Below are 24,637 nucleotides of genomic sequence, written 5' to 3' on the forward strand. Positions count from 1 at the left end.
GATCAGACCTGCTCCACGCGGGCCGAATGACGCCGGAAGCCGCACGAGCCCGGCTTCCACTTCCTGTCCAATTCCAGCCCGAATGTGCCGCCCCAGGGGCGAACACCACCGGCCGTTGGTCATTTCGGCGCAAGGAGCGACGGGCAACGGCCTACCTGAACCGCTCGTTGTTGCGTCATCATGGGATTGCCTGTTTCGACCGGGCCGCGGCTTGAGGGGGAATCGACACCATGAGCTCATCGGGCTGGGAGCCAGACCTGGAATCCGCACTGCTCGACCTCGAAGGCGTCCCGTTCACGAGGGTGCGCGAACTCGACGGCGACCTCCTGCGCCAGTCGCTTCGGCACGTCGTCGAACGAGCCGGCCTGGTCAGGGCGGGCTACCGAAGCAGCAGCCCCTCGGGCGGTGAACGGATCGACTGATGATGCCGCGTTCCACCGCGTTCCATCGCATGGCGTGGGACGACTTCGACGCGTTCGCACGGCTTCGCGGCGACATCTCCATGGTCGGCCGGTTGCGCGGAGCCGAGCACAGCAGACGCAAACTGTTGCTGCATGCGCTTCTCGAGACGTCCGCGAAAACGCCCGATGCGTTCGGGCCGTTGCCACCGCTCGAAGCCGTGTGGGAGCTGCTCGCCCGCGTCGATGCCGTGTCACCCGAGGTACTCGACAGGGCACTCGCCCACCCGTACACCGGAAGCTGGGCCGGCTACACCACCCGGTTGCTGAACAGCGACATCGACGGCGCAAGTCCACTGTGGCCTCATCTGGGCCACGTGCACGCGCTCGCCGCCGCCGCGGCGATCGTGGCGGGCATCGAGTTCGAGATCTCCGTGCCGCTGTGGGAGGGCAACGCGGTTCTGCCGTCTCTCGGGACAGCTCGGCTCCCCGCACCAGCACAGTTCTCCACCGCCGAGGTACGGGGAAGACGCGGCCGCTACGTGGTCTCCGGCGAGTCGGGCGAGGTGCGGCTGCCGGTCAGGCTCGATTCCGACTCCCCTGGCTGGTGGAGCGTGCGGAGGTGCACGTCGGCCGTGGGGCGGCACCGGTTCTCGGTGAACCTGGACGACCTCGATCCCTATCGCGGTCTCCACGAGCCGCTGGCGCCTGATCGCCTGGGACTCGCCGAGGTCGGCGCGTGGCGGCGTCTGCTGGCCGAGGCGTGGGAGCTGCTGGTCGGTGCCACGCCCGAGCTCGCCGGCGTTCTCACCGCCGGGCTGGACTCGGTGGTGCCCAAGCCGAACGTGCCGTTCCAGAACCCGAGCGCGTCGACCGGCGAGGCCTTCGGCAGCGCCGTGATCGGTCTGCCGGCGGACGCCGCCGACCTCGCAGCCACGCTGGTGCACGAGTTCCAGCACATCGTGCTGGGTGGCATCCTCCACCTGACGCAGCTCTACGAAAGCGATCCCAGGGAACGAATCTACGTGCCGTGGCGCGACGACCCTCGCCCGGTCAGCGGTGCCTACCAGGGAATCTACGCGTTCTTCGGCGTCACCGCGTTCTGGCGCAGGATGGCCCAGGCCGACGGGTCGCGTCGCGCGACGTTCGAGTTCGCCTACTGGCGCGGGCAGACCTGGCGAACGCTCGTGACGCTGCGCCGCGACGCCACGCTGACCGACGCCGGGCGCCGGTTCCTCGCCGGTGTCGCGGAGGTGCTCGGCCCGTGGCAACACGAACCGGTGCCCGAAGACATCGTGGAGCTGACCGAAACGCTCGCCGCCGACCACCGGGCGGGGTGGCGGCTGCGGCACCTGCGACCGGATCCCGCGCTGGTCTCCGCGGCCGCCGGCGCCTGGCTGGCCGGACGGTCGAGACCACCCGTCGTCCCGGCTCCGGCCGATCTGCCACCGACGCCGGTGCCGGACGGGCCGTGGTCGCGCAGCCGCCCCACGCTGGTGCGTCTCGGTGTGGGCAAGGCGGGGCACGCGGACGTGCGCGACGTGTGGCAGACGGTTCCCGGAGCCACCCTCGCGGACTTCTCGTTGGCGACAGGCCGGTTCGCCGACGCTGCCCACGGCTACCGCGCGGAACTGCGCGCGGATCCCGACCGGCCGACGTCACTGGTCGGGTTGGGCCTCGCGCTCGCCGGGACCGGTGCCAACCCGGCCGCACGGGCCCTGCTGCACTGCCCGGAACTGGTACGCGCGGTGCACCGGGAACTCCGCCGCACCGCACGTGACGTGCCGACCCCGGAGAAGCTGGCCTGGTGGCTCGGCCAGCTCGTCTCAGGCTGAGACCACTACCCGGCAAGTCCTTCCCGGACTGGGATCACCTACATCAGCATCGGGTCGATGTCGCAGTCGGCTCGCGCGCCCTTGATCGCGGCGATCGTTCCGGGGTGCGCCTCCCCCAGGAACTTGCGGTACTTGTCCAGGATCGGACCGCGATAGGGCTCGGACTCCTCCAACCGGCCCGCGGCCCGCAGATCGTGGCCGAGGTTGAGCGAACCCGCCAGCACCGTGGGGTGGTTGACACCCAGCACCCGCTCACCACGCTCGACGGCGTCCTGGCCCAGGGCGATCGCTCGCTCGATCTCCCCCAGGGTCGCGAGGTCGCTCGCCAGGTTGATCGTGACGATGATCGCGTAGGGGTGGTTCGGCCCGATGCCGCTGCGGAAGAGCTCCAACGCCCGTTCGTCGAGCACCCGCGCGTCGGCATGCTCGCCCTTGAGCCGCAACGTCACCGCCAGGTCGACGGTGGCCGCGATGGTGTGCGGGTGGTCTTCCCCGAGGCTGTTCCGGTACCGCTCGAACGTGTCCTCGCCCAGCTTCTTCGACGCCCTCAGGTCTCCCGAGTGGCGGAGGTCGATCGAGTGGGCCAGGGCGCACGCCATGGTGGTCGGGTGGTCCGCCCCGTAGACCATGCTGAGCTGTGCGAGCGCCGGAGCGGACAGCTCCTGCGCTCGCACGTGGTCACCGTCCTTGCGCCTGGCCACCGACAACAGGAACGCGAAGGTGGCGTAGTCGGGGTTGTCCTCGCCGAACCGTGCCCGGAAGAGTTCGGTGAACTTCTCCTGCTCGATCCGGGCGCGCATGTACTCGCCCGCCTCGCGCCGGTCGACGATGAGCGAGGCGTTGCTGCCGAGCGTCTTCTGGTGATCTGAACCCAGAATCTCGACCCTGCGGCGAACGGTGTCCTCGTCGAGTTCGGCCGCCGCGAGGTACTCCCCGGAGAGCCGGAGGCTGAGAGCGTGCTGGTAGGCCGCGCTGAGCGCCTCCGGGTCGTCCTCGCCGAACAGCCGCCTGGACTTGTGGTAGATCTCGTCGCTCAGCTTCGTGGCGGCGGCGAAGTCCCCTTGCGCCCGCAGGTCCATCACGATGTTGGTCTGCAGCGCGAGGGCCTCCTCACTGTCCTCTCCGGACACCTGGATCCGGCGCTGGAGGGTCAGCTGGTTGACTCGCGCGGCTTCGGTATACCGTCCCAGGCCCCACAGGTAGAAGCCCAGGCGTGAGGCCACTTCGAGGGTCTGCGGGTGCGTCGGGCCCAGTTTGCGCTCGAAGCTCTCGCTCGCCCGCGAGGCGACGCGCGCGGCCTCTTCGTGGTCACCCCAGGCGAAGTGGAAGCGCATCAGGTTGATGACCAGCTGACGCACCCAGCTGTCGTCGCAGTCGACGATGTCGGACGCGTAGGCGTGCGGCATCAGCTCGCGGTAGCGCGGCCAGTGCCGGCTCGACTCGGGGTCGTTGGGGTCGAGGCTGGCCAGGAGTTGGTGCGCGCCATGGCGCATCTGGGCCTGCACCTGCGGCGCCATGACCCGGTTGCGCAGCACCAGCTGGACCAACCGGTGCAGCTGCAGGGTGTTGTTGCCGTGGTCGATCTTCGCGAGACCGTAGCGGTTGATGTCGCGGATGGCCCGCGCGAGCTTGATCGGGTCGCGCAGTGCCGCGTCCAGCTCGGGAGAGATCGAGACCCTGCTGACACCGGTGAACAGGTCGCGCGAGATCGGCTCCGGCGAGAAGAAGGCGCAGATGTGCAGGATCTGGTGGGCCGCGGGGTTGCGCGTCCTCAGCTCGTCGAACGACACGTTCCAGGCGGCCGCGACCGAGAGCTCGTAGTCTGTCGGGGCGGAGGTGTCGAGGATCTCCGCCACGGACTCGTCGAAGAGCCTCAGGTACTCGCGCACCGGCATACCGGTGACCGCACGCCACGCGGCTGCCTGCTCGAGCGCGAGCGGGAGGTCGCCGAGTTTCTCGGCGAGCAGGCTCGCCTCGGCCTCGTCGATCTCGGGGCCGCGCTTGCCCAGCAGTTCGATGCTCTCCGCGCGGTCGAACACCGCGAGTTCGAGCGGACGGGCCACCCCGGCCCAGTCCGGGTTGCGCGAGGTGATCAGAACGTGGCCGGGACCGTTCGCCGGGAAGTACCGGCGGACTTCCTCGGGACTCTCGGCGGCGTCGAAGACGAGCAGCCAGCGGCGGAACGGCCGGCCCACGCGCAACGCCTCGCGGACGGCCGGGACGGCGGTGTTCGCCTCCGACGCTCCTGGCAGTCCGAGCTGACGCGCCAGCTCGGTGAGCCCGGCGCGGATCTGGGTCGGGCGGGCCGCCTCGATCCACCAGATGAGGTCGTAGTCCTGCAGATGACGGTAGATGTACTCGGTCGCCATCTGCGTCTTGCCGATACCGCCCATGCCGTGCAACGCGGACGGGAGCACGGCGGTGGCGCCGCCCGCGGTCAGGCGTTTGCCGAGCTGCTCGAGCAGTTCGACCCGGCCGGTGAAATTCGGGTTCTTGGGTGGCACATTGCCCCAGATGGGCGGCGGATCATCCGACCTTCGTTCGTGGAACGCCCGCGAACCGGCCGAGGAATGAATCGCCATCCCGCTGACCTCAGGAAGGTCGATGTCATGCGACCGAACCGGAGACGCGCTGTCCGATACGGACTGAGACGGGGTCTCGGTTGCCGTTGGCTTGCTCGGGCGCTCGACCGTATCGGGCATGTTCTCGCTCGCAGTCCTGGTCTTAATTGATTCAGAAGATGGTGGCGTCTCGCGCGGCACCGCGTTTCTCAGCCGGTCCGCACGAGACAGATATGGCCCCGACAGCGCCCTCATGACCGCACGCTCCAGCCCGACTTCCGCAGCGTTCGAACTCGAGAGCACCGGATCCGGCGTGTTGTCCGGATCAGCGATCGCATCCCTGAGACGTCCGAGTACCGGAATGCGATCCCCGAATTCGGACGCGGCCGTTTGCACGACACCGGCGGTCTCCGACCGCCGAGCGCCGTTGAGCAACAGCTCACGAACTTTCTCGGAAATCACAAAGGCACTGGAGTCCCATGTGGACTCACTATCGTTGGGAGCCGAAGAATAGTACAAGAGTCCGCTCAGGAGCAATTCACCGAGATGCTCCGGTCCTGCCTCCGGGACGAACCGCCGACGCACGAGTTTCACGACTTCGAGATGGGCGGGAACCGCCGCCAGCAACGTCGCCAGGCGCAGCGCGGGAGGTGAGGCCAGGCTCCTGAACCGGCCGACGTGCTCGCTGGCCGACACGTCCTCGGCCGGCGCTCTGGCGGCTGCCTCACGGGTGGCCAGCAGGACCGTCCCGGTGGTCGGCCCGCGATGCCCGGCCGTGATCAGCCGCGCCCACCAGCGCAACCACCGCGGTTGCAGTTCGATCACCGGCACCGGCACCGCGCCGGCCCGCACGTGCGCCGACGGATCCTCGTCGAGCCAGGCGTCCGGCAGGTCGAACGTCCAGCGGCTGTTCGGACGCAGCGCCGCCGGAACGCGGAGGTTCGCCCGGTGCAGTCCCACGGCGCCGCGACCCCAAAGCCATTGCGGCAGCAGGTGCACGATGCTCACGGGCATGGATCGCGCCCAACGAGCCACCATCGGGTACAACACGTCCGGCCGCCACAGGTCCCCGACGCCGTCCGTCACGAGCACCGCCACCCGGCGGCCGGAGACGTCCAGCACCTCGGCGGGGTCGCGCGCGGGCGCGCCGGGTGTACCACCGCGCAGCACCGGAACCTCCACGCCGTCCGCGTTCCGCACGACGTCGACCAGGCGGAACTGGATCGTGCGGAATGCACCGAGACGCGCGAGCATCTCCATGAACGCCACGACCCTCGGCCGCCACAACGACATCGATGGACTGTTGTCCATCACCACCGTCAGATCGAGCCAACGCTCCGTTCTCGAACGGGTGATCGGCCACCAGACGCCGGTCCGCGCCGTCTGCTCGGCGGTCGCCACCTCGTCCAGAACCGTTGCGTCGTCCCGGAAAGAGGCGGTCTCGCGCTTAAGCGGCCGCAACGCGCGGAAGCACTCCAGCGACTCGGCCAGCGCGGGGCCGTCGGAGGCGACCAGCGGGAGATCCCCGCGGTCCTCCCCGTCGCGGTTCGACGACCGCGGCACCGGAGGCTCGGCGACAGGTTCGCACTCGGGTTCGTCCGCAGGCGGAACGGAATCAACGCGCGGCTCGTCGTGCCCGGCCTCGGCGGGATCCGGTGTCGCGGAGCCGGCCGGAGCGCGATCTGGTCGCACGGAGCCGTTCGGAGCGGGATCGACGTCGGCACGCTCACGGCCTTCCGGTGCCCCGTCCCGCATCGCGGCGGCGAGCCAGACCACGTCCGCGACTTCGGGCCAGTCGAGCCCTTCGAGGCCGGCCACGTCACTGCCCCGTCGTCAGTCGGCGCCACAGTGCGTCCACCAGCCGCGGCCACGCCGCATCGTCCGGCTGGTACGCACCGGAGGTGGCGAGGTAGACGGCGTCCAGCAGGCGGTCCGCGGGAAGGCCGCCCTCCTCGCGGCTCTTCGCGATGAACTCGCGCACGAGCCGATCCCGGTGTTCCCCTTTGGTGTCAAGGAGATGGTTGGCCACCATGGCCGCCAGCTGCTCGATGCCCGGATCCTTGATCTCGAGTTGCAGCACACGGCGCAGGAACGCGGGCGGGAACTCGCGCTCGCCGTTGCTCGTCATCACCACGACCGGGAAGGCGCGACAGCCGACCCTGCCGTCCACGACCGTCGCGGTGCCGTTGGGGTCGTTGGTGTGAACGGAGACCTCGCGCATCTGGTTGCGAACGCGGGCCAGCTCCGGAATGACGAACTCGCCATCCTCGAAAATGCTCAGGAGGTCGTTCGGGAGATCCGACTCCGACTTGTCCAGCTCGTCCACCAGGACGACACGCGGAAGCCTGCCGGGCAGGAACGCCGTGCCGAGCGGGCCAAGCCGGACGAAGTCGCCGACAGAAGACTCGCCGGCACCGTTGGAGCGCGCCTGCGCGGCCGCCGCCGACTGCACGCGGCCGATGGCGTCGTAGTCGAACAGGCCCGAGTTCAGCGTGGTGCGACTCGTGATCGGCCACCTGAGCACCCGGCCCAGGCGGAGCTCCCTGGCGATGCGATAGGCGAGGCTGGACTTCCCGACGCCCGGTTTCCCGGTCAGCAGCAGCGGTCGCCTCAGGTACAGGGCGGCGTTGACCACGTCGAGCTCGTGAGCGTCGACGTCCGACTCGGCCAGGTGGATTTCCGGGCCGAGCCTGCGATCCGCTTCGCCGTCGTCGTCCGGCGGCACGTCCGATGCCGGTAGCGGGCCGCCCTGGAAGTCCCTCCACGGTGGCGGTGACGGCAGGATCTCGGCGAGGTCGATGTCGTGGATCGGGCGGCCGGTGCCGCGGTAGATCCACCAGTCAGGTGCGTCGGCACGCGCGCGCCGGCCGTCTGTCCCCTGTTCGTGCACGCTCATCCCTGACCTCCGCTCGACATCGGCGCCCCCGGTCCGTCGAGCGCGACTGTCCAGTTCGGATCGTCGAGCAGGACCACGAGGTCCCGCACGAGATCGTCCTCGGTCGCGGCCAGATGAGCGTCCCGGTGACGGCCGGGCAGTCCGAGGATGCCGCCCTCACCGCCGGCCAGCCGGGTGACGAGGGCCCGCAGGTCCTCCGCACACGCCGAGGGGTGCCAGAACACCAACGGCAACCCCGCTCGCAACGCGGCGGTCAGCGCGTCGGGCCCGGCGCTCGGATCTGGACGTGCGGAAGGCGGTTCGTCCAACACCAACCCCACCCATCTGGATTCGCTCAGCACGGCGTCGATCGGATTCTCCTTGGTTTCCGCTAGCCCATACGGGTAGATTCGCCGCAACGATGAGTAATCATCGAGAGCCGCGTCCCATCTCACGCGCCACAGCCGATGCCAGTGCGCGGATCGCATTCGTTCCAGTGACCTCAGCGTGAGCGCGTAATCGTAGATGAGCGGCCTCGGGTCGCCCGAGCGGTACTCCTTGCGCCACGCGAAGATCGGCAACTGAAGCAGTGGCCTGGGTACGACGAACTCCAGCACGACGGAGACCGCCTGGCCGGACCACACGCCCTCGGCTTCGATGATCAGGTCGTCGATTCGCTGTTCCAGCTCGTCCACGGCCAGCTCGCACACGTCACCGCGGACCGGTGGCCACTCCAGTGGATCGTCCTGACGCCAGAACGAAAGCACGCACCGGCTTTCGTCGATCGCGTCCAGCTCGATCACGATCATCAGGTGCAGCCGTGGTTCGGCCGGAAGGGCGGACCTCGCCACCTGACGTTCCAGCTGCGCGGTGGTGCGCCGCAGGGTGTGCACCTTCTGCGTCACCCAGGTTCTCAGCCCGGCGGCATCCTCGTCGCCCAGCTCGGCGGTGAGCAGCTCCAGGAATTCGATCGCGGGCGGAACTCCGTCCGGACCGGCGTTGATATCGGCCAGATAGACGAAGGCGTCCCAGACCGAACCCAAGCGGGGTAACGGAACCACCGAACGGGTGGCTCGGCTCACGAGGACGGGCAGCCGCGAGCTCTCGACATCCGCCAGAAGGCCGCGCAGGACCTTCAGCTCGTCGTCGGTCAGCAGGCCGCGCACCAGCAGGTCCGCGTCCGGTGGTGACGCGACGACTTCGGCGGGGCGCGCCACCACCGGCGACCCGCCTCCACCGTGCAACCGCAGCCACGCGTGCCCCTCGAACGTCTTCACGGAGACGTCGATGCGACGGTAGGACTCCGGCGCGCTGCCCGGATCCTGGAAGATCACCTCGTCGTAGAAGTGCTCGGACGCGATCATCGCGATCACTCCCTCGGAGCTTCGCAACTCCGCCTTCGCCTGCTCGGCGTCGAGCAGGCGGAAGGCCAGGTTCACCGCGGGCCCCACCCAGCCGTGCGCGTTCTTGCGGATGTCGCCGGAGTGCAGGCCCACCCGCAGCTTCAACTGGGCCGCTAGAACCCGCGTCGAGTTGTAGCGGCGAATCTCGGCGACCAGGCGATCGGGCAGCTTGTCGGCGAGCTCGCTCTTCGACACGGTGGGCGGCACCAGGATCAACGCGCCATCACCGCGGTCCTCGATCGCGCAGTTCTCCAACTCGACCCCGGCACCTCCGAAAGCGGCCTTCAGCACCCCGTAGAGACCTTCGTGCACCGCGAAGAGGTGGGGAACATGCCTGTCCGCCCGGGTGAACTCGGCCACGTCGACCACGACGATCGTTTTGTGCTCAGTCGGTGAAAGTGCCACGACCGTCCTTCCCGCGACATCACGCCGGCACCGGCGAGCTGATGCGTCGTTTACCAGGCCGACCGGCCTCGGCACTGCGCCGATCGACACACAACGCCCAGCTTCCCCCCTCGGGATCTCGCCCCGCAGACGTCCGCGCGTAACTACACCAGCAATCCCTTCGCACCAACGAGCGGACGGGCATGCTCGTTCGGAGATTCAACCGATAGGACGAGCCAGGACCACCGACTTGACACGCGGGGATCTTCGAACGACCACATCGCGCTCGTCAGGGCCTGTGTCGAAGTCCCGTTCGATGAGAGTCGCGCCTGAGGTGGTTTCTGGTGGTGCGGCCGGACGGGCCGCATACCGGACAGGCCCTGCACCATCGGTTCGTTTCTCGGTGGGATTAGATCGATCGGGGCAATGACCGCCGTCCTCGCACGTGAATCATGGAGAGCATGAGGATCGACCAGTCCTTCTGGGGGATGCTCGACGACACCGACCGCACCGCCCTGCGGGCCGCGGCGACGCGCGTGGCGTTCGAGCCGGGATCGGTGATCTGCCACCAGGGAGACGAGTCGAAGAACGTCCTGGTCGTGTCCCGCGGCCGGGTGCGGGTGAGCCGGTTCACCCTCAGCGGCGAGGAGACGGTGGTCGCCGTCCGGGGGCCGGGCGAGATCATCGGTGAGCTCTCCGCCATCGACGGCCGCCGGCGCTCGGCGACCCTCACCGCCGTCGATCCGGTGGCGGGTATGGTGATTTCCGCTCGTGCGCTCAAGAGGTTGTGTGAGGAGCACCCCGGGATCACGTGGGCGGTGCTGCGCGTCGTGGTGTCACGTCAGCGGGCCGCGGGCGACCAGCACGACCTCAGGACAGGGCCCTCATTGCACCGCGTGGGCGCGGTGCTGCTCGACCTCGCGCACCGGGACGCCAGCGACATGATCACGACGGTGCCGCTCAGCCAGCGCGAGCTCGCGGGGATCGCGGGAATCTCCCGCGAGACGCTGGCGAGGGCCTTGAAGACGCTGCGGGACGCGGGAATCATCGTGACTCGCCGCACCAGCGTGGAAATTCTGCGCGAGGATGAATTGCGTTCCCTGTGTGGCATCTGACGCACACGCTCCGGCCCGGTGACGATTTCCTTGGTGCACAAGCCACAGCACAACCACCAGGAGTCGTCATGAAGCGCCACGCTCTGCCGGAAAGCCGCTCCCGCAAGCAGATGGCGCGCGTTCGCCGCAAGCACACGGAACGGGTGGTGTTCGCGCTCATGTTCACCGCCGTCGAACTGTGGGCGGTCGTGGCGGCCGTGGTGCTGCTCGATGACGACGGCGTGCTGGCCGTGGCCGCTTCGGTGGTGCTGTCGGCGGCGCTCATCGCCGTGTGGGACACCTGGCAGTCGGTCCTCGCGAGCGGACGGGCCCTGCGCTCGTCGCCGCCGGAGGAACCTCCTGCCCAGGAGGCCGAACCGGACCAGCCCATGAAGCTGGTCCGGCTCTGATCCCGGTGTGGCCGCGACAAAGGGGGGCGCGGCCACACCATCCTTCTCATCGGCCGGCGGCGACCGGCTCCCGCAGCGGTTCCAGCATCGCGCGCACCGCGAACGCGATGAGCTCGGACGGCGATCCGGTGCCGTAGGGCGAAGGGATGGCGCTCAGCGCCGCCCGGTGCCCCCGCACGTCGTCCAGCCACGCCAGCACCGACCTGCCGACGAGCGGACCGGGCGGGACGAGCGTGCCGAACGTGCCCTCGATCTCCGGGCGTTCGGTGCTGCGCCGGACGACGACCACGGGCCGTTTGAGCACGCTCACCTCCTCCTGGATCCCACCCGAGTCGGACACGATCACGGCGGAACCGTGCGCCAGGGCCAGGAAGGTCCGGTACGGCTGCGGCTCGACCACCCGCAGCCCGCGCAGCAGCCCCCCGAGACCGAACGCGTCGACGCGCCCGGCCGTGCGCGGGTGCAGCGGGAGCACGACCGGGAGTGGCAACCGGCCGAGCTCGCGCAGGATCGTCTCGAGGTTGGCGGCGTCGTCCACGTTCTCCGGGCGGTGGATCGTGGCCAGGACGTACCGGTCGCGCTCCAGACCGAGGCCGCCCAGGACCGCGTTCTCCTCGTCGGGGCAGGGCAACGCACCGGCCAGCGCCTCGACGACGGTGTTGCCGGTGACCGCGATGCGGGCGTCGGCGATGCCCTCGGCAAGCAGGTTGTGGCGGTTCAACGCCGTCGGCGCGCAGCACAGGTCGGCGAGGTGGTCGATGAGCACCCGGTTGTGCTCCTCGGGCATCGCGCGGTCGTAGCTGCGCAGGCCCGCCTCCACGTGTACCAGCGGCACGTCGCAGGCGTTCGCCGCCAGCGCGCCGGCGAGGGCGGACGTCGTGTCGCCCTGCACGATCACGGCCGACGGCCGCTCGGTGGCCAGCACCTCGTCGACGGCCGCGACGGCGCGGCCGAGCTGGTCGCCCCGGCGCAGGCCGCCGAGGCGCAGTTCGTGGAAACCGCCGGGTACCGGCACATCACGGCGGATGAGCGAGTACATCGAGCGGTCGTAGTGCTGGCCCGTGTAGACCATGGTGCACCCGCTGCCGAAATGCTCGACGAGCGGCGCGAGTTTGATCAGTTCCGGTCTGGTGCCGCAGACGATCGTCACGGTGTTCGTTTCCCGCACCGCGGCAAGGTACTTCATCGATCTTGACGTTTTCGGACCGAAACCGCACACGTTCACTCGAAAGAGTTGTCTCGGATATCGCTCGAAAGTGTTGCCACACAAGGATGTCGTAGTGTCCGGCCCATGTCCGGTCATCTGGCACTTGCGGTGTCCACTGTGCTCTACGGCCTGGGGATAGTCGCGCAGACCATCGCCGCGCGCAGGGCAGACGAACGTCCCGGCACCGGCGTGGGGCTGCTCGCCCGCCTGGCGACGGACCGGTTGTACCTGCTGGGCTTCACCGGTCAGGTCGGCGGTTTCCTGTTCGCGTTCCTGGCCCGCGAGCACCTGCCGCTCTACCTGGTGCAGGCGGGGTCCTCGTCCGCGGTCGGGCTCGCCACCGTCATCGGGGTGCTGGTGCTGGGCTGGCGGATCCGGCGCCTGGAGATCGCCGTGCTGGTGGTGATGGCGTGCGGCCTGCTGCTGCTCACGGGCGCGGCGGCGCCGTCCACCGCGCGCGAGCTTCCGCTGGTGCCCGCACTGGTCGTGCTGGGGCTGCTGACCCTGGCGGTGCTTCCGCTGGCGCGGACGGTGAAGGCCGCGACGCCGATCCTCGCCGGTGTCGCGTTCGCCGTGGTCGCGGTGGCCGCGCGCAACGTCGCCGGCAAGCCGGTCCTCGAGCTGCTGCTGCACCCGCTGACCTGGGTGATGGTGCTCGCCGCGTTCGCCGGGCAGGCGTGTCTCGCGACGGCGTTGCAACGTGGTTCCGCCACGTCCGCGGTGGCGTCGATGGACGCGACCACCGTGGTGATCAGCTCGGTGGCCGGTCTCGCCCTGATGGGCGACCGGATCGCGGCCGGCCGTGAGTGGTGGGTCGTGCTGGGAGTGCTGCTGGTGGTCTCCGGCGTGCTGGTGCTCGGCTCGGTCGCGAAGCCCGCGCGGGAACTGGTCTCCGCCAGAGGTGAGCGGTGAGGCCCGTCGCCAGCGTGTCGCTGGACCTCGACAACCTCTGGGCGTACCTGCGAACCCACGGCGACCCGAGGTGGGAGAGCCGCCCCAGCTTCCTGCCCTCCGCGGTGCCGCGGCTGCTGGACGTCTTCGGCGAACACCGGTTGACCACCACGGTCTTCGTGGTCGGTGCGGACGCCGAACGCGACGACGGCGCCGAGGCCGTCGCGGCGATCACCGCGGCCGGGCACGAGGTGGCGAACCACTCGTTCTGGCACCGCCCCTGGCTGCACCGGTACTCCGAGGCCGAGCTCGAGGCCGAGGTGACGCGCGCGGAGGAGGCGATCACGGCCGCGGGCGCGCCGCGACCGATCGGGTTCCGCGGTCCCGGGTACAGCGTCACGCCGCAGCTGCTCGACGTGCTGAACCGGCGCGGTTACCGTTACGACGCCAGCGTTCTGCCGACCTGGATCGGCCCCCTGGCCCGCGCGTACCACAACCGGACGGCGGGCTCGACCGACGGCGGCGAGGACCTGTTCGGCGGGTTCGGCAAGGTCCGCGCCCCCAACACCGCCTACCGCTGGCGGGACAGCGGTCTGGTCGAGCTGCCGGTGACGACGATGCCGCTGCTGCGCGTTCCCATCCACGGCGCGTACCTGCTGCAGTTGCACCAGATCTCGCCCCGGCTGGCCCGCGGGTACTTCCGCACGGCGCTGCGCTTGTGCCTGGCCACCAAGGTTTCCCCGTCGTTGCTGCTGCACCCGACGGACGTGCTGGCCGGCGCCGAGGCGCCCGGCATGGAGTTCTTCCCCGGCATGGCCGTGCCCGGCCGGGACAAGGTCGAGCTGCTGGGCTGGGTGTTGTCCCTGCTGCGCCGTCACTTCGACGTGGTCGGCACCGGGGAGCACGTCGGCCGCGTCGCGGGAACCGTGCTGCGCGAACGGGATCCGGTCGCATGTGGCTGACCTCCCTGCTGCGCGTGCTCGCGTGCGCGACGGTGGCGCTGGCGCCGCTGGAGGGGTACCTGCTGCAGGTGCACGGGCAGTCGGCCAAGGTCGTGCCCGCCGCCCTGATCTGTGTGTGGGTCGTCTCCCTCGTGCGACAACGACGATTGCCCGCGCCGCATCCGTTGCACCTGGTGATCGCACTGCTGGCGGTGGTGCTGTTCGCCACCTCCGCGGTGCACGCGGCCGAGCCGTTCACCCTCGAGTACCTGGTGCGCTGGGTGCCGTTCCTGGTGATCACGGTGGTGCTCGCCGACGTGGCCGCGCGGGAGGTGCCGGTCCGCGCGCTGCTCGCCGCCACCGTCGCCGGCGCGGTCGTGGCGGCGGCCGGTGGGGTGCTCAGCGTCCTCGGCGGCTCGTCGCGCGCGACCGGGCCGTTGGAGGACCCCAACGATCTGGCGTTCTTCCTCGTGGCGGCGTTGCCGTTGCTCATCGCGCTACCCGCGAGGGGCCGGTCGCGAATCGTGCCGCTGGTGCTGGGCGCGGTGCTGGTGGCCGGTGCGGCGGCGACGTTCTCCCGTGGCGGCGGGATCGCGCTGGCGTGCGCGCTGGCGTGGCTGATCGCCCGGCGCGGCCTGCCGGTCCGCGCGGTGGCCGTCACGGCAGCGGTGACCGGTGTCGCGGCCCTGGTGTTCGCCTCGGCGGCGCAGGCCGAGCTGTCGCGGGCGTTGCAGGAGAAGAGCCACATCGCGGGCACCAACGCCGACACCAGGATGCTGCGCTGGCAGGCGGCCGCGCGGATGCTGGCCGACGACCCGGTGCTCGGTGTGGGGCCCGGCGGCTTCCGCCAGCAGTATGCGGCGGCCGGGCAGAACGCGGAGATCGACGAGCAGACGCCGGTGGCGCACAACATGTTCCTCGAAGTCGCCGCCGAGCTCGGGGTTCCGGGGATCGCGCTGCTGATCGGACTGGTCGCGGTGGGGTTCGTGGCCAGCGAACGGGCGTTGCGGCTGGTGGCGAACCGGCGTGCGGCGCTGGGCTTGCAGACGGCGGACCGGCGGGCGGCGCTGACCGCACAAGCCACGGACCGACGTGCAGCGCTGGCCGCACTAGCGACCGACCGGCGCGAGGCGCTGGCCGTGCAGGCGGCACTGATCGCCGTGCTGGTCGCCTCGATCTTCCTGTCCGAGCAGTACTACCTGCCGCTGTGGTCCCTCGTCGCCATCGCCGTCGCGATCGAGCACCGGGCCCGGCCGGCTTCCCGGAAGGAGCGCCGATGCGCGTTCTCCACGTGATCAGCGAGATGGGCGCGGGCGGTGCGGAGGCGCTCGTGGCCGGCATGGCTCGCGCGGGCGGTGACGTCGGCTGGGTGTCCGCCGTGGCGAGCGGCGGTGGGTTCCGCGCCGAGGAGGTCCGGGCCGCCGGGCTCGCGGTGTTCGACGTGCCGGTGGCCCGCCGGTCGCCGCTGGGTGTACTGCGCGCGGCGTGGGCCACTCGGGTGGCGGTGCGCCGGTTCCGGCCGGATGTCGTGCTGGCGCACAACGTCTCCGCGTCGCTCGTCGCCCGGATCGCGGCTCCGCGCCGGCCCGTGGTCACGGTGTTCCACGGTGTGGCGGACGCCGACGTCGCCGGTGCCGTCCGCGTTCTCCGCCGCGTCTCCACCGTCGTCGTCACCGTCGCTTCCGCTGCCGCGCAACGGTTGCGCGACGCCGGGCTCGGTTCCGCGGTGGTGATTCCCAACGCCGTCTTCCCGTCGGAACCCACGGCGGACCGGGCCACCGTGCGGGCGAGGCTCGGCACCCCGCCCGAGGTGCCCGTGGCGCTGTGCCCTGCCCGCCTGGAGCCGCAGAAGCGGCACGACGTGCTCCTCGACGCGTGGGCGCTGGTCCCCGGGGAGGCCGAGCTGTGGCTGGCCGGTGACGGCAGCCTGCGCTCCCAACTGGAGGCACGGGCCCCCCAACGCGTCCGGTTCCTCGGCACGCGCACCGACGTGCGCGACCTGCTCGAAGCCGCGGACGTCGCCGTGCTCACCAGTGACTGGGAGGGCATGCCGATCGCTCTGCTCGAGTCGCTGGCGGCGGGTCGCCCGGTCGTCGCGTCCGATGTGGACGGTGTGCGCGAGGTGCTCGCCGGCGGCGGTGGGGTGCTGGTGCCCCGGCGCAGTCCCGAGCAGACCGCCAAGGCGTTGCGCGGCCTCCTCCACTCCCCCTCAGCGCGTTCGATCGCCGCCTCGCACGACGGGTCGGCCGGCGCGCACACCTTGATGAAGTCCTACGACGAACTGCTGCGTACCGTCCTGGAGGGACGATGAAGGCTCCCCGAGCTGTGGTGGAAGGCGTGCTGGCCGCGATCCTGGTCGGCGCGGCCGTGCTGCTGGCGGTCGCGCTGCGCGACGACGTGAACGAGGGCAGGCTCACCCTGCTGGCCACACCGTCCACACCGGACAGTGCCCAGTTCGGTGAGGTCACCTCGCTGGCCGCGCCCGCTGTCGTGCAACTGGTCCGCAGCCCGTCCGTGCTGGACGTGGCGGCCAAGGCGGCGGAGACGACGCCGTCCAGCCTGGCCGATGCCATCGCCGTCGAGCTGGTGCCCGCGTCCGGCGTGGCCCGGATCTCGGTGCGCGCGGACTCGCCGGAACACGCCTCGAAGGCCGTCGCGGCGGTGGCCAAGGCCGTGATCGACGCCGACCTGCTGGCGCCCGCCGCCCGCTTCCGGCTGGTCGACCCGCGTCCGGAGACCGCGTGGATCACCCCCGACTGGCGCCTCGCCACCGGCCTCGCGCTGGTCGCCGCGGTGATCGCCGGGGTGGCCGTGGCGACGCTGCGTCGCCTGCGCGGAAACGACAACGTCCGCACGGCACTCTCGACCGCGGGCATCACGCACCCGGTCGTCGTCGCGGCCGACGACGACCCCGCCCTCACCGAGCGCCTCACGGCTCTCTGCGTGGCAGCGGCACGTCCGGTGCGAGTGCTCCCGGTCAGCCCGTCGCTGGCGGACCGCGCCGAGGAACTGGCGCGGGAGCTGCCGGACAAGGTCTCCGAACCCGCCGACGGCACGGCGGTGATCGCCGTCGCCTCGAACGACAGGGCGCGGCGGGGTGACCTCGCGACGGCCCTCGCGGTGCTGCCCGCCTCCTCGGTGCTGGTGGCGGTGGTGCTGGCGTGATCACCACGACCAACCGCTCCGGCCTCGCCAGGACGATCCTCGTCGCCTTGGTCGCCCTGGCCGGCACGCTCAGCGCGATCCGGGCCCTCTCCCCGTCGTGGGAGGTCCCGCTCCCCACCGAGGCGAACCTCCCCGAAGAGCGCATGCAGGACTTCCGGGACGCGCTCTACTTCCCGATCCGCGAGTTCCTGGGCGGCGGCAACCCGTACGACCCGGCGGTGATGTTCGGCCACTGGCCGGTGCGCCAGAACTTCAACCTCTACCAGCCCTACCACCTCGTCCTGCACCTGCCGTTCGCGCTGCCGGACTACCGGGTCGGCGCGGTGGCGTTCGCGCTGGCGTGCCTGGTGCTGCTGGTCGGCCTGGCCGTGATGGCGGCCGGACGGGCACGCCTGCCGCTCGTCGCGGGCACCGTCGTGATCAGCACGCTGCTGGTGACGAGCCAGGTCGGCAAGGCGCAGATGTACATCGGCCAGGTCAACCCGCTGATCGCCGTCGCCACCGCCGGCACGTTGCTGCTGCGCACGAGGAATCCGGGATGGGCGTCGGCGGCCCTCGCGCTGGCGTGGCTGAAGCCGCAGTTCGGGCTGCCGCTGGCGCTGCTGCTCTTCGTGCGTGGTGACAGGAGGATCGCGCTGCTGGGCACCGCGATCGCCGCGCTGGCCAGCCTGCCGGTGGCGGCGTGGCTCGTGGTCCGCGGCGGCGGCGTCGGGGAGTTCCTCGACGTCATCTCCCGCAACCTGGAGTGGGCGAGCAGCACCGGCTACGGCGCGGTCGACTCGATGGCGGCACAACGCGTCGACCTGCCCGCGGTCTTCTTCCGCGTCACCGGGTGGCTGCCGCCCGCCGCGGAACTGCTGGCTTTGTGCGGGGTTCTCGCGGTGACCGCTCTGCTGGCCCGCAGGCTCGACCGGACCGAGAACGGCTCGGCGGTCGCGGACCTGTTGATCTGCCTCGGCATCGTGGTGGCGCTGGTCCACCAGCCGGGCGACGTGCTGATCGCGGTTCCGGCGATGACGGCGCTGGCCGTCGTCTGCTGGCGGCGCCGCGACGAGACGCACTGGCGGTGGGCCGGGATCGCGACGATGTTGCTCGCGGTTCCGTTCGCACACCTCTACTTCGTGGACACCGCCGTCAAGTCGCTCCTCGGGGCACGCGCGAGCGTCACGCTGGACGGTGTCGCGGTGGTCGCTGCCTGGCTGGTGCTCGTCGTCTTCGCGGTACGGCACACACGGCGGCGAGCCGCATGACCGACGTGGCGGTGCGGGGGTCGCTCTGGCTCTTCGCGGTCAACCTGGTGAGCAAGAGCAGCCAGATCGTGGTGACCCTCGCGCTCGCCCTGTTCCTCACCGAGGCCGACCTGGGCGCGGTGGCGCTGGTCGTGTCGGTCGTCAACATCGGCCAGGTCGTCCAGGCGATGGGCGTCTACGACATCGTCAGCCGCACCACCCGCGACCCGCTCACCACCGCGGGCACCGTGCTCACGATGAGTGTCACGGCCGGAGTGGTGCTGGCCGCGACGCTCATCGCCGCCGCGACCCCGCTCGCCGCCGCGCTCGGCGCGCCCGAGGCCGCCGGAATGCTGCGGCTCGCGGCGCTCACCCTGCCGTTCACCGCCGCGGGCGGCGTGCAGATGGCGTTGATGCACCGCGGTCTCGACTTCCGGCGCCGCATGCTGCCCGACGCCGGCGGCATGCTGCTCGGAGCCGTCGTCACGGTGACGCTGGCCGCGCAGGGGATCGGTCCCACGGCGCTGGTCCTCGGCCTGCTCTGCACAGCGATCGCCCAGCCGCTGCTCGCGGCCGTCGCCGGTGCGCGGATCCGTCCCACCTGGGACCGGGACGCCGCGGAAGAGGCGGCGCGGTGGCTTGCCGTCGTCGGCCCCGGCGCCCTGATCGCCGTCCTGCTGATCAACGTCGACTACCTCGCGATCGGGCACGTGCTCGGCCCCGAGGCCGTCGGCGGCTACTCACTCGCGTTCCGCATCGCCTGGGTGCCGTACATCATGATCGCGGTGGTGCTGGGCGGCGTGCTGTTCCCGGTCTGCGCCGAGCTGGTCCGGAATGGACGGACGAGCGAGCTGCCCGGCACGTTGCGGCGCTTCACCGTGGCGACCCTGGTGATCACCGGTGGGCTGTACGTCACGGTCGCACTCCGGTCGGACGGCATCGTCGTGCTCGGCGAGCAGTGGGCTGACGCGGCGGGAATCCTCGCCCTGCTGTGCGGGTACGGACTCGGGTTGAGCCTGCTGCACGTCTGGTACCAGGTGATCAGGGCCGCCGGACACGCCCGCCAGTACCTCGCGCTCGAAGCCACCCACCTCGTCGCACTGCTGACAGCGCTGGTGTTCACCACCGAACGCGGCCCGGAGGCGGTCGCCGTCACCCAGCTCGCCGTGGTCTGGCTGCTGATACCGGTCGCCTGGCTGGTCCTGGCTCGCAACGGCCTGGCGTTCGGGCTGCCGGTCCGCGCGACGGCCGGAGTGGTGGCCGGTGGCCTCGCCTCCCTCGGCCTGAGCACGGTCCTGCCGGACAGCACCAGCGTCGCGGGCCTCCTCGGCACCGGCCTGGTGCTGCTCGCCACCTACTGCGCGATCGTCCTGCCACTGAACCGCACCGTCCTCATCGGACTGAAGGAGCGCACGTGAGGATCGTCCACGTGACGCAACCGGTCGAGGCCGGCGTCGCCGCCGTGGTCCTGGACCTGGCTCGCGCCCAGCGGGAACGGGGCTGGGACGTCAGCATCGCCTGCCCGCCGGAGGGCCGGTTGACAGAAGGAGCACGCAGGGCCGGGATCCCGCTGCACCCCTGGCACGCGACGCGCCTGCCCGGCCCCGGCACCGCGGCGGAACTCCGCGCGCTCGGGAGGACACTGCGCGAACTACGCCCGGACGTCGTGCACCTGCACAGTTCCAAGGCAGGTCTGGCCAGGCTCGTGCTGCGCGGCCGCGTCCCGACGGTCTTCCAGCCCCACCTGTGGTCGTTCCGGGTCGCCACGGGGTTCCTGAGCCGCGCCTGCCGGCTCTGGGAAGCGATGGCGTCCCGCTGGACGCACCTGCTGTTGTGCGTCAGCGACGACGAGCTGCGCGCCGGCCGCGCGGCGGGGGTGACGGCACGAGCCGAGGTCGTCTGCAACGGCGTCGACACGCGGCGACTGAGCCCGCTGCCCAAGGACAACGACACGCCGACCGCGGTCTGCGTCGGCCGGCTGGCCCGCCAGAAAGGCCAGGACCTGCTCCTGAAAGCGTGGCCCCAGGTGCTCGAGGAGGTCCCGGACGCCGAGCTCCTGATCGTCGGCGACGGCCCGATGGCGGCGGAACTTCAGGCCCGCAGGGCACCGGGAGTCCGCTGGCACGGTCACAGCGACGCGGTGTCCGGCTTCTACACCAGGGCCGACGTGGTGGTGCTGCCCTCGCGTGCCGAAGGAATGGCGCTGGTACCGCTGGAAGCCATGGCGTGCGGACGTTCAGTGGTCGCGTTCGACGTCGAGGGCGTGGAGCAGAGCCTCGGCGACGCCGGTGAAGTCGTCCCCGCGGGCGACACGAATGCCCTGGCGCAAGCGATTGCCCTCCGTCTCGCGGACCCGGAGCTCGCCGCCGCGGAGGGGAAGCGCGGCCGGATGCGGGCCGAGACCCTGTTCGACCGCGACCGCATGACCGACCAGATCGTGACGCTCACCGAGGAGCTCGTCACCGAGGAAGGACCACGATGACACGGATCGCCTACCTGCTCACCCAGGACAGCGGTGGCCCGGTGGACGTGACGGTGCGCCTGGCCGCCGCGCTGACCAAGTCGGGCGACGCCGAGGTGCGTGTGTTCGGCCCCCGGCCCCGGCGCGGCGCCGAGCTGATCGACCCGTACTTCGAGCAGATCCTCGTGGCGCGCAAGGGCGACATGCGCGCGGCACGGCTGGCGCGCGCCGCCCTCAGGGCGTGGCGGCCGGACGTCGTGCACGCCCAGGACCGGCGGGCGGGACTGGTGAGCGCGGGCCTCGCGACCACCGGGACCAAGATCGTGCACACCTACCACGGCGTGCCCGACGACGTGACCGAGCCGTGGTTCCGCAACGTCCGCGGCGCGGCCTCTCCCCCGGCCTACACGCGGGCCGTGCTCGCCGGTGACGCCGCCGTCGCCCGGGTCGTGCACCGGACCGTGGTCCCCGCCAGGGAGATGGGCCGTTTCCTGCGCGAACGCCTGTACGTGCCCCCGCACCGCATGACTCACATCGACAACTGCGTCGACGTCGGCGCCGCGAACCCGCCCACCGGCCCCGTCCGCAACCTGATTTTCGTGGGCCTGCTCGTCGAACGCAAAGGCCTGCTGACCCTGCTGGACGCGCTGGAGACGACGATGCCGCCGGACGCGACACTGACGGTCGTCGGCGACGGTCCGCAGCGGATGCAGGCCGAGGGCAGGGTGACCCGCCGCGGCCTCGGGGACAGGGTTCGGTTCCTCGGCTTCCGCGGTGATGTCCCGGAACTGCTGCTCGACCACGACGCCCTGGTGCTGCCGTCCACGATGGAGCAGCAGCCGCTCGTGGTCGCGGAGGCCATGGCGGCGGGCAAACCGGTGGTGGCGACGGACACCGGTGGCGTCGCGGACATGCTGGGCGTCCCCGGTGACGACTGCCCGAAGCCCGGTGACGTCGCCACTCTCGCCGCCCGGTTGCGCGACCTGTTCGCCGACCCTGAGCCCGCGAGCACGGGCCGGCGGCTGGCAGCGAGAGCACGGGAGCGGTTCACCGCCGAGGTGTGCGCGCGGCGGCACCTCGACCTCTATCGCGGGCTCACCGCTGCTTCGGGCCGTTGACCAGCACGAACGCGTCGGCCGGGGGAAGGTCCAGCTGCGCCGGGACCGCCTCGCCCCTGAGCGTCACGAGACCCGGCGGAGGAGTCACCAGGACGGAGAGCTTCGTCGGGTTCACGGCCACCCAGCCGCCCGAGAAGCGGCGGGTCCACACCCCGCTCGGCAGGCGGTTGGCCGTCTCGACCGCCTCGCCGAGCCGTGCGTCCTGGTACATCGACCAGTACGGGTTCTTGTAGTCGGGATGGGCCCTGGTCCAGCACGTGTGGGGGCCCGCGAGGAGCGCGGCGGAGGCGTACCCGACGCGTTCCTCCTTGTCCGACTTCGTGTGGGTGACGAGCAGCAGCCAGGACTCACCGAGCGCGGCCTGGGCGCGCTGCTCCTTGAACTGGTTGCCCTTGAACGTGATCAGCTCGCCGGTGCCGTCGTCGCCCCGCAGGCCGAAGTTCTCCTCCATCGCGCCCGCGTACCGGGAGTGCGCCGCCCACCGCCCCGGCGTCAGCTGCGACTCCGAGACGTTGGGGACCAGCATCTTCCCGGACTTCTCCAGGGCGTCGCCGGTGAGCGCGAGCATGCCGTCGAGGCCCTCGCGCAGCAACCGGTCCGAGCCCGCGGCGTCGGCGGTGCCCGCGATCACCGCGGACGAGTAGTACTTGAGCGAGCTGAAGTCGTTGTCCGCCAGCACGCCGTCCCAGCCCTCGCGCAGCACCTCGGCGACGACCGCGTCCGCCCACGCCTTCTGGTAGGCCGGATCCCACACCGTCATCTGCCAGTGCTTCGGATAGCCCCTCCACTCGATGCGCTGCTTGAGCGTGTCGATCGCGAACCATTCCGGCTGCGTCCGCTCCGCCGCGAAGTACCCGATCCCGGTGGGCAGGTACTGGGCGTCGCGGTCGCCCTCGACCGCGCCGGGGTAGTTGCGGGTGCTGGAGAAGTCCTTGTACACCAGTACTTTGACCTTGGGGTTCAGCTCGTGGAGCTTGCGCATGGCCGCCGTCTCCCACGCGTTGAGCACGACGACGTCGTAGTGCCTGGCGGCGAGCTTGATCTCCCACGGCGACGGCGTGTCGCCGATGCCGTACCACCACGCGCAGGGCGCGAGGGGTTTCGGTGCCGGCCCGGTGATGATCGGATCCGGTTCCGAGGCGCTGACCGTGCACGCACTCGAAAGAAGCACGAGGGCGACAACGGCGAATCGACGAATCAGCGATTTCTCCGACAACACAACTCACCCGCTGTCATCAGTAGAATCCTCAGGTCCAGCCACAACGACCAATTCGCGATGTAGTAGTTGTCGTATCGAGACCTGTCGGCGATGGAAGTGTCACCTCGCAACCCGTGTACCTGCGCGAGCCCTGTCAGACCGGTGGGAACGCGATGGCGTGCCCAATATAGCTCGTGAATAGCGGAGAACTCGCGAACGAAACCCGGTCGTTCCGGACGCGGGCCGACCACGCACATGTCGCCGCGCAGGACGTTCCACAACTGCGGCAGCTCGTCGAGGGAGGTCCTGCGCAGGAACCGGCCGACCGGGCCGACCCTGGAGTCGCCGACGACCGACCACTTGACCTGCGAGTCGTCCTCGCCGGTCTGCCGGACACTGCGGATCTTGTAGAGCGTGAACGTGCGGTCGTCCATGCCGACGCGGACCTGCCGGAAGAACAGCGGCCGGCCGCTCTCGACCAGCACGGCGAGCGCGCACAGCGCGATCACCGGTGACAGCACGACCAGCGCGAACGCCGCCAGCAGCAGGTCGGCCGCGCGCTTGACCCACCACGTCGGCCTGCTGGTCGGCGCCGTGCCCAGGCGCATCAGCGGGTAGCTGCGCAGCCGTTCGATGCCGGGGCCGTCGGGGTGGAGCTCGTACATCCGGGGCACGACCAGCGTCGAGCAGCCGAGCCGGTGGGCCGTGATCGCCGCCTCGACCAGCGGTGAGTCGCGGGTGTGCGAGAACGCGAGCACGACGGTGCCCGCGCGCAGCCGGACGATCGCGTCCGCGAGGTCGCCGCCGACGACCTCCAGCAGCGGCGGCTGCCGGTCCGGGTCGGGGCCGGAGTCGGCGAACGCGACCGGCCGCAGGCCGAACTCGGGGTGCTCGAGCATCGTCCTGGCGAGGTTCACCCCGACCTCGCCGGCGCCGACGATGATCGTGCGGTCACAACGGTCGAACCGCTTGCGGCACCACCGGCCGAACCAGAACACGCACCACCGGACCGGCTCGATGACCAGCGCGAACGCGATCATCGCCCACTGCGCGGCGGCGAGTTCGGGCGCGGGCGAGCCGACGACCAGGCCGATGCCGGACAGCAGCGCGAACGCCAGCGCCGTGCTCGCCGCGGACCGGGGCAGGTCCTGCAGCCACGACAGCCACAGCCGCCGGCGGTAGAGCCGCCAGGCTCCCCTGATCGTGAGCACCGCCGCCGCGACCACGGCGGCCCAGGCCCAGCCGAGATCGCGCTGCACGGACACCACCGCGAGCGTCACGGCGTCCACGAGGACGAGCAGAACCGCCACCGCGTTCACCCGGCTGAGCAGGTCCCGGCGGCCCGGCGACGGCTTGACGGGGCGGCGCGGAGGGCGTCTGGGACCAGCCTCCCGCGCCGGGACTGGTGCGGCAGAAACAGCAACCGCCGAGAATCGCCTCATTGAAAGATCATCCGATCGAAGGAGT

The 24,637-nt window shown here is 70.8% G+C and carries 19 protein-coding genes; 13 read left to right on the top strand and 6 right to left on the bottom strand.

The window, feature by feature from the left end:
* The first annotated feature begins 230 nt into the window (after positions 1-230).
* Together ACRSBM_RS24900 and ACRSBM_RS24905 are read left to right on the top strand one after the other, a co-directional pair.
* The gene (locus ACRSBM_RS24900) at positions 231-422 is read left to right on the top strand and encodes a hypothetical protein (protein WP_434446519.1); all 192 of its coding nucleotides are present in this window, start codon (positions 231-233) and stop codon (positions 420-422) included.
* The gene (locus ACRSBM_RS24905) at positions 422-2,233 is read left to right on the top strand and encodes an aKG-HExxH-type peptide beta-hydroxylase (protein WP_434446520.1); all 1,812 of its coding nucleotides are present in this window, start codon (positions 422-424) and stop codon (positions 2,231-2,233) included. The genes ACRSBM_RS24900 and ACRSBM_RS24905 overlap by 1 nt, the downstream gene beginning before the upstream one ends.
* Positions 2,234-2,271: 38 nt before the next feature.
* On the opposite strand, the gene fxsT is transcribed toward ACRSBM_RS24905, so the two are convergent.
* From fxsT to ACRSBM_RS24920, 3 genes are read right to left on the bottom strand one after another with little or no spacing between them, the layout of a single operon-like run.
* Positions 2,272-6,612: an FxSxx-COOH system tetratricopeptide repeat protein gene (gene fxsT / locus ACRSBM_RS24910; RefSeq protein WP_434446522.1), complete on the bottom strand. Its 4,341-nt coding sequence runs from the start codon at positions 6,610-6,612 to the stop codon at positions 2,272-2,274.
* A gap of 1 nt (position 6,613) precedes the next feature.
* Entirely contained in the window at positions 6,614-7,690 is a 1,077-nt protein-coding gene (locus ACRSBM_RS24915; protein ID WP_434446524.1) for an AAA family ATPase, read from the bottom strand.
* Positions 7,687-9,477 carry a hypothetical protein gene (locus tag ACRSBM_RS24920; protein WP_434446526.1) on the bottom strand — a complete coding sequence of 597 codons (1,791 nt, stop codon included), beginning with the start codon at positions 9,475-9,477 and terminating at the stop codon, positions 7,687-7,689. The genes ACRSBM_RS24915 and ACRSBM_RS24920 overlap by 4 nt, the downstream gene beginning before the upstream one ends.
* 440 nt (positions 9,478-9,917) lie before the next feature.
* Here ACRSBM_RS24920 and ACRSBM_RS24925 point away from each other — a divergent pair, with 440 nt between their 5' ends.
* Together ACRSBM_RS24925 and ACRSBM_RS24930 are read left to right on the top strand one after the other, a co-directional pair.
* Entirely contained in the window at positions 9,918-10,571 is a 654-nt protein-coding gene (locus tag ACRSBM_RS24925; protein WP_434446528.1) for a Crp/Fnr family transcriptional regulator, read from the top strand.
* A 68-nt stretch (positions 10,572-10,639) separates the two neighbouring features.
* Positions 10,640-10,960 carry a hypothetical protein gene (locus ACRSBM_RS24930; RefSeq protein ID WP_434446529.1) on the top strand — a complete coding sequence of 107 codons (321 nt, stop codon included), beginning with the start codon at positions 10,640-10,642 and terminating at the stop codon, positions 10,958-10,960.
* A 46-nt stretch (positions 10,961-11,006) separates the two neighbouring features.
* Here the strand turns inward: ACRSBM_RS24930 and wecB are convergent, their stop codons facing one another.
* The gene (wecB, locus tag ACRSBM_RS24935; protein WP_434446531.1) at positions 11,007-12,146 is read right to left on the bottom strand and encodes a non-hydrolyzing UDP-N-acetylglucosamine 2-epimerase; all 1,140 of its coding nucleotides are present in this window, start codon (positions 12,144-12,146) and stop codon (positions 11,007-11,009) included.
* A gap of 105 nt (positions 12,147-12,251) precedes the next feature.
* On the opposite strand from wecB, the gene ACRSBM_RS24940 reads away from it, so the two are divergent.
* Genes ACRSBM_RS24940 through ACRSBM_RS24980 form a run of 9 tightly spaced genes read left to right on the top strand, consistent with a single transcriptional unit; the run spans position 12,252 to position 21,972 of the window.
* Positions 12,252-13,079 (top strand): hypothetical protein, encoded by an 828-nt coding sequence (locus ACRSBM_RS24940; RefSeq protein ID WP_434446533.1) that lies wholly within the window; start codon positions 12,252-12,254, stop codon positions 13,077-13,079.
* The gene (locus ACRSBM_RS24945) at positions 13,076-14,020 is read left to right on the top strand and encodes a polysaccharide deacetylase family protein (protein ID WP_434446535.1); all 945 of its coding nucleotides are present in this window, start codon (positions 13,076-13,078) and stop codon (positions 14,018-14,020) included. The genes ACRSBM_RS24940 and ACRSBM_RS24945 overlap by 4 nt, the downstream gene beginning before the upstream one ends.
* The gene (locus ACRSBM_RS24950) at positions 14,011-15,294 is read left to right on the top strand and encodes an O-antigen ligase family protein (RefSeq protein ID WP_434446537.1); all 1,284 of its coding nucleotides are present in this window, start codon (positions 14,011-14,013) and stop codon (positions 15,292-15,294) included. The genes ACRSBM_RS24945 and ACRSBM_RS24950 overlap by 10 nt, the downstream gene beginning before the upstream one ends.
* Positions 15,276-16,310 carry a glycosyltransferase gene (locus ACRSBM_RS24955; RefSeq protein ID WP_434446539.1) on the top strand — a complete coding sequence of 345 codons (1,035 nt, stop codon included), beginning with the start codon at positions 15,276-15,278 and terminating at the stop codon, positions 16,308-16,310. Before ACRSBM_RS24950 ends, ACRSBM_RS24955 begins: the two co-directional genes overlap by 19 nt.
* Entirely contained in the window at positions 16,307-17,164 is an 858-nt protein-coding gene (locus ACRSBM_RS24960; protein ID WP_434446540.1) for a hypothetical protein, read from the top strand. Before ACRSBM_RS24955 ends, ACRSBM_RS24960 begins: the two co-directional genes overlap by 4 nt.
* Complete coding sequence (locus ACRSBM_RS24965; RefSeq protein WP_434446543.1) at positions 17,161-18,414, top strand: glycosyltransferase family 87 protein; 1,254 nt, start codon at positions 17,161-17,163, stop codon at positions 18,412-18,414. The genes ACRSBM_RS24960 and ACRSBM_RS24965 overlap by 4 nt, the downstream gene beginning before the upstream one ends.
* Positions 18,411-19,811: an oligosaccharide flippase family protein gene (locus tag ACRSBM_RS24970; RefSeq protein ID WP_434446545.1), complete on the top strand. Its 1,401-nt coding sequence runs from the start codon at positions 18,411-18,413 to the stop codon at positions 19,809-19,811. The genes ACRSBM_RS24965 and ACRSBM_RS24970 overlap by 4 nt, the downstream gene beginning before the upstream one ends.
* Positions 19,808-20,875, top strand: a complete 1,068-nt coding sequence (locus tag ACRSBM_RS24975; RefSeq protein WP_434446547.1) for a glycosyltransferase — start codon at positions 19,808-19,810, stop codon at positions 20,873-20,875. Before ACRSBM_RS24970 ends, ACRSBM_RS24975 begins: the two co-directional genes overlap by 4 nt.
* On the top strand, positions 20,872-21,972 hold the full coding sequence (locus tag ACRSBM_RS24980; protein ID WP_434446549.1) for a glycosyltransferase family 4 protein: 1,101 nt from the start codon (positions 20,872-20,874) through the stop codon (positions 21,970-21,972). Before ACRSBM_RS24975 ends, ACRSBM_RS24980 begins: the two co-directional genes overlap by 4 nt.
* Here ACRSBM_RS24980 and ACRSBM_RS24985 read toward each other — a convergent pair.
* Positions 21,950-23,143, bottom strand: a complete 1,194-nt coding sequence (locus ACRSBM_RS24985; protein WP_434446551.1) for a putative glycoside hydrolase family 15 protein — start codon at positions 23,141-23,143, stop codon at positions 21,950-21,952. The two genes, ACRSBM_RS24980 and ACRSBM_RS24985, sit on opposite strands and share 23 nt — an antisense overlap.
* Before the next feature lie 26 nt (positions 23,144-23,169).
* Entirely contained in the window at positions 23,170-24,480 is a 1,311-nt protein-coding gene (locus tag ACRSBM_RS24990; RefSeq protein ID WP_434446553.1) for a sugar transferase, read from the bottom strand.
* Positions 24,481-24,637 lie beyond the last annotated feature (157 nt).

The sequence above is a fragment of the Lentzea xerophila genome (assembly GCF_051094245.1).
Taxonomy (GTDB): Bacteria; Actinomycetota; Actinomycetes; order Mycobacteriales; family Pseudonocardiaceae; genus Lentzea; species Lentzea xerophila.

Excerpts from the sequence above, each read along its gene's own strand:
- ACRSBM_RS24900 (WP_434446519.1), top strand. The coding sequence starts at position 231 with ATGAGCTCATCGGGCTGGGAGCCAGACCTGGAATCCGCACTGCTCGAC.
- ACRSBM_RS24905 (WP_434446520.1), top strand. The coding sequence starts at position 422 with ATGATGCCGCGTTCCACCGCGTTCCATCGCATGGCGTGGGACGACTTC.
- ACRSBM_RS24915 (WP_434446524.1), bottom strand. The coding sequence starts at position 7,690 with ATGAGCGTGCACGAACAGGGGACAGACGGCCGGCGCGCGCGTGCCGAC.
- ACRSBM_RS24925 (WP_434446528.1), top strand. The coding sequence starts at position 9,918 with ATGAGGATCGACCAGTCCTTCTGGGGGATGCTCGACGACACCGACCGC.
- ACRSBM_RS24930 (WP_434446529.1), top strand. The coding sequence starts at position 10,640 with ATGAAGCGCCACGCTCTGCCGGAAAGCCGCTCCCGCAAGCAGATGGCG.
- wecB (WP_434446531.1), bottom strand. The coding sequence starts at position 12,146 with ATGAAGTACCTTGCCGCGGTGCGGGAAACGAACACCGTGACGATCGTC.
- ACRSBM_RS24940 (WP_434446533.1), top strand. The coding sequence starts at position 12,252 with ATGTCCGGTCATCTGGCACTTGCGGTGTCCACTGTGCTCTACGGCCTG.
- ACRSBM_RS24950 (WP_434446537.1), top strand. The coding sequence starts at position 14,011 with ATGTGGCTGACCTCCCTGCTGCGCGTGCTCGCGTGCGCGACGGTGGCG.
- ACRSBM_RS24955 (WP_434446539.1), top strand. The coding sequence starts at position 15,276 with ATGCGCGTTCTCCACGTGATCAGCGAGATGGGCGCGGGCGGTGCGGAG.
- ACRSBM_RS24960 (WP_434446540.1), top strand. The coding sequence starts at position 16,307 with ATGAAGGCTCCCCGAGCTGTGGTGGAAGGCGTGCTGGCCGCGATCCTG.
- ACRSBM_RS24970 (WP_434446545.1), top strand. The coding sequence starts at position 18,411 with ATGACCGACGTGGCGGTGCGGGGGTCGCTCTGGCTCTTCGCGGTCAAC.
- ACRSBM_RS24980 (WP_434446549.1), top strand. The coding sequence starts at position 20,872 with ATGACACGGATCGCCTACCTGCTCACCCAGGACAGCGGTGGCCCGGTG.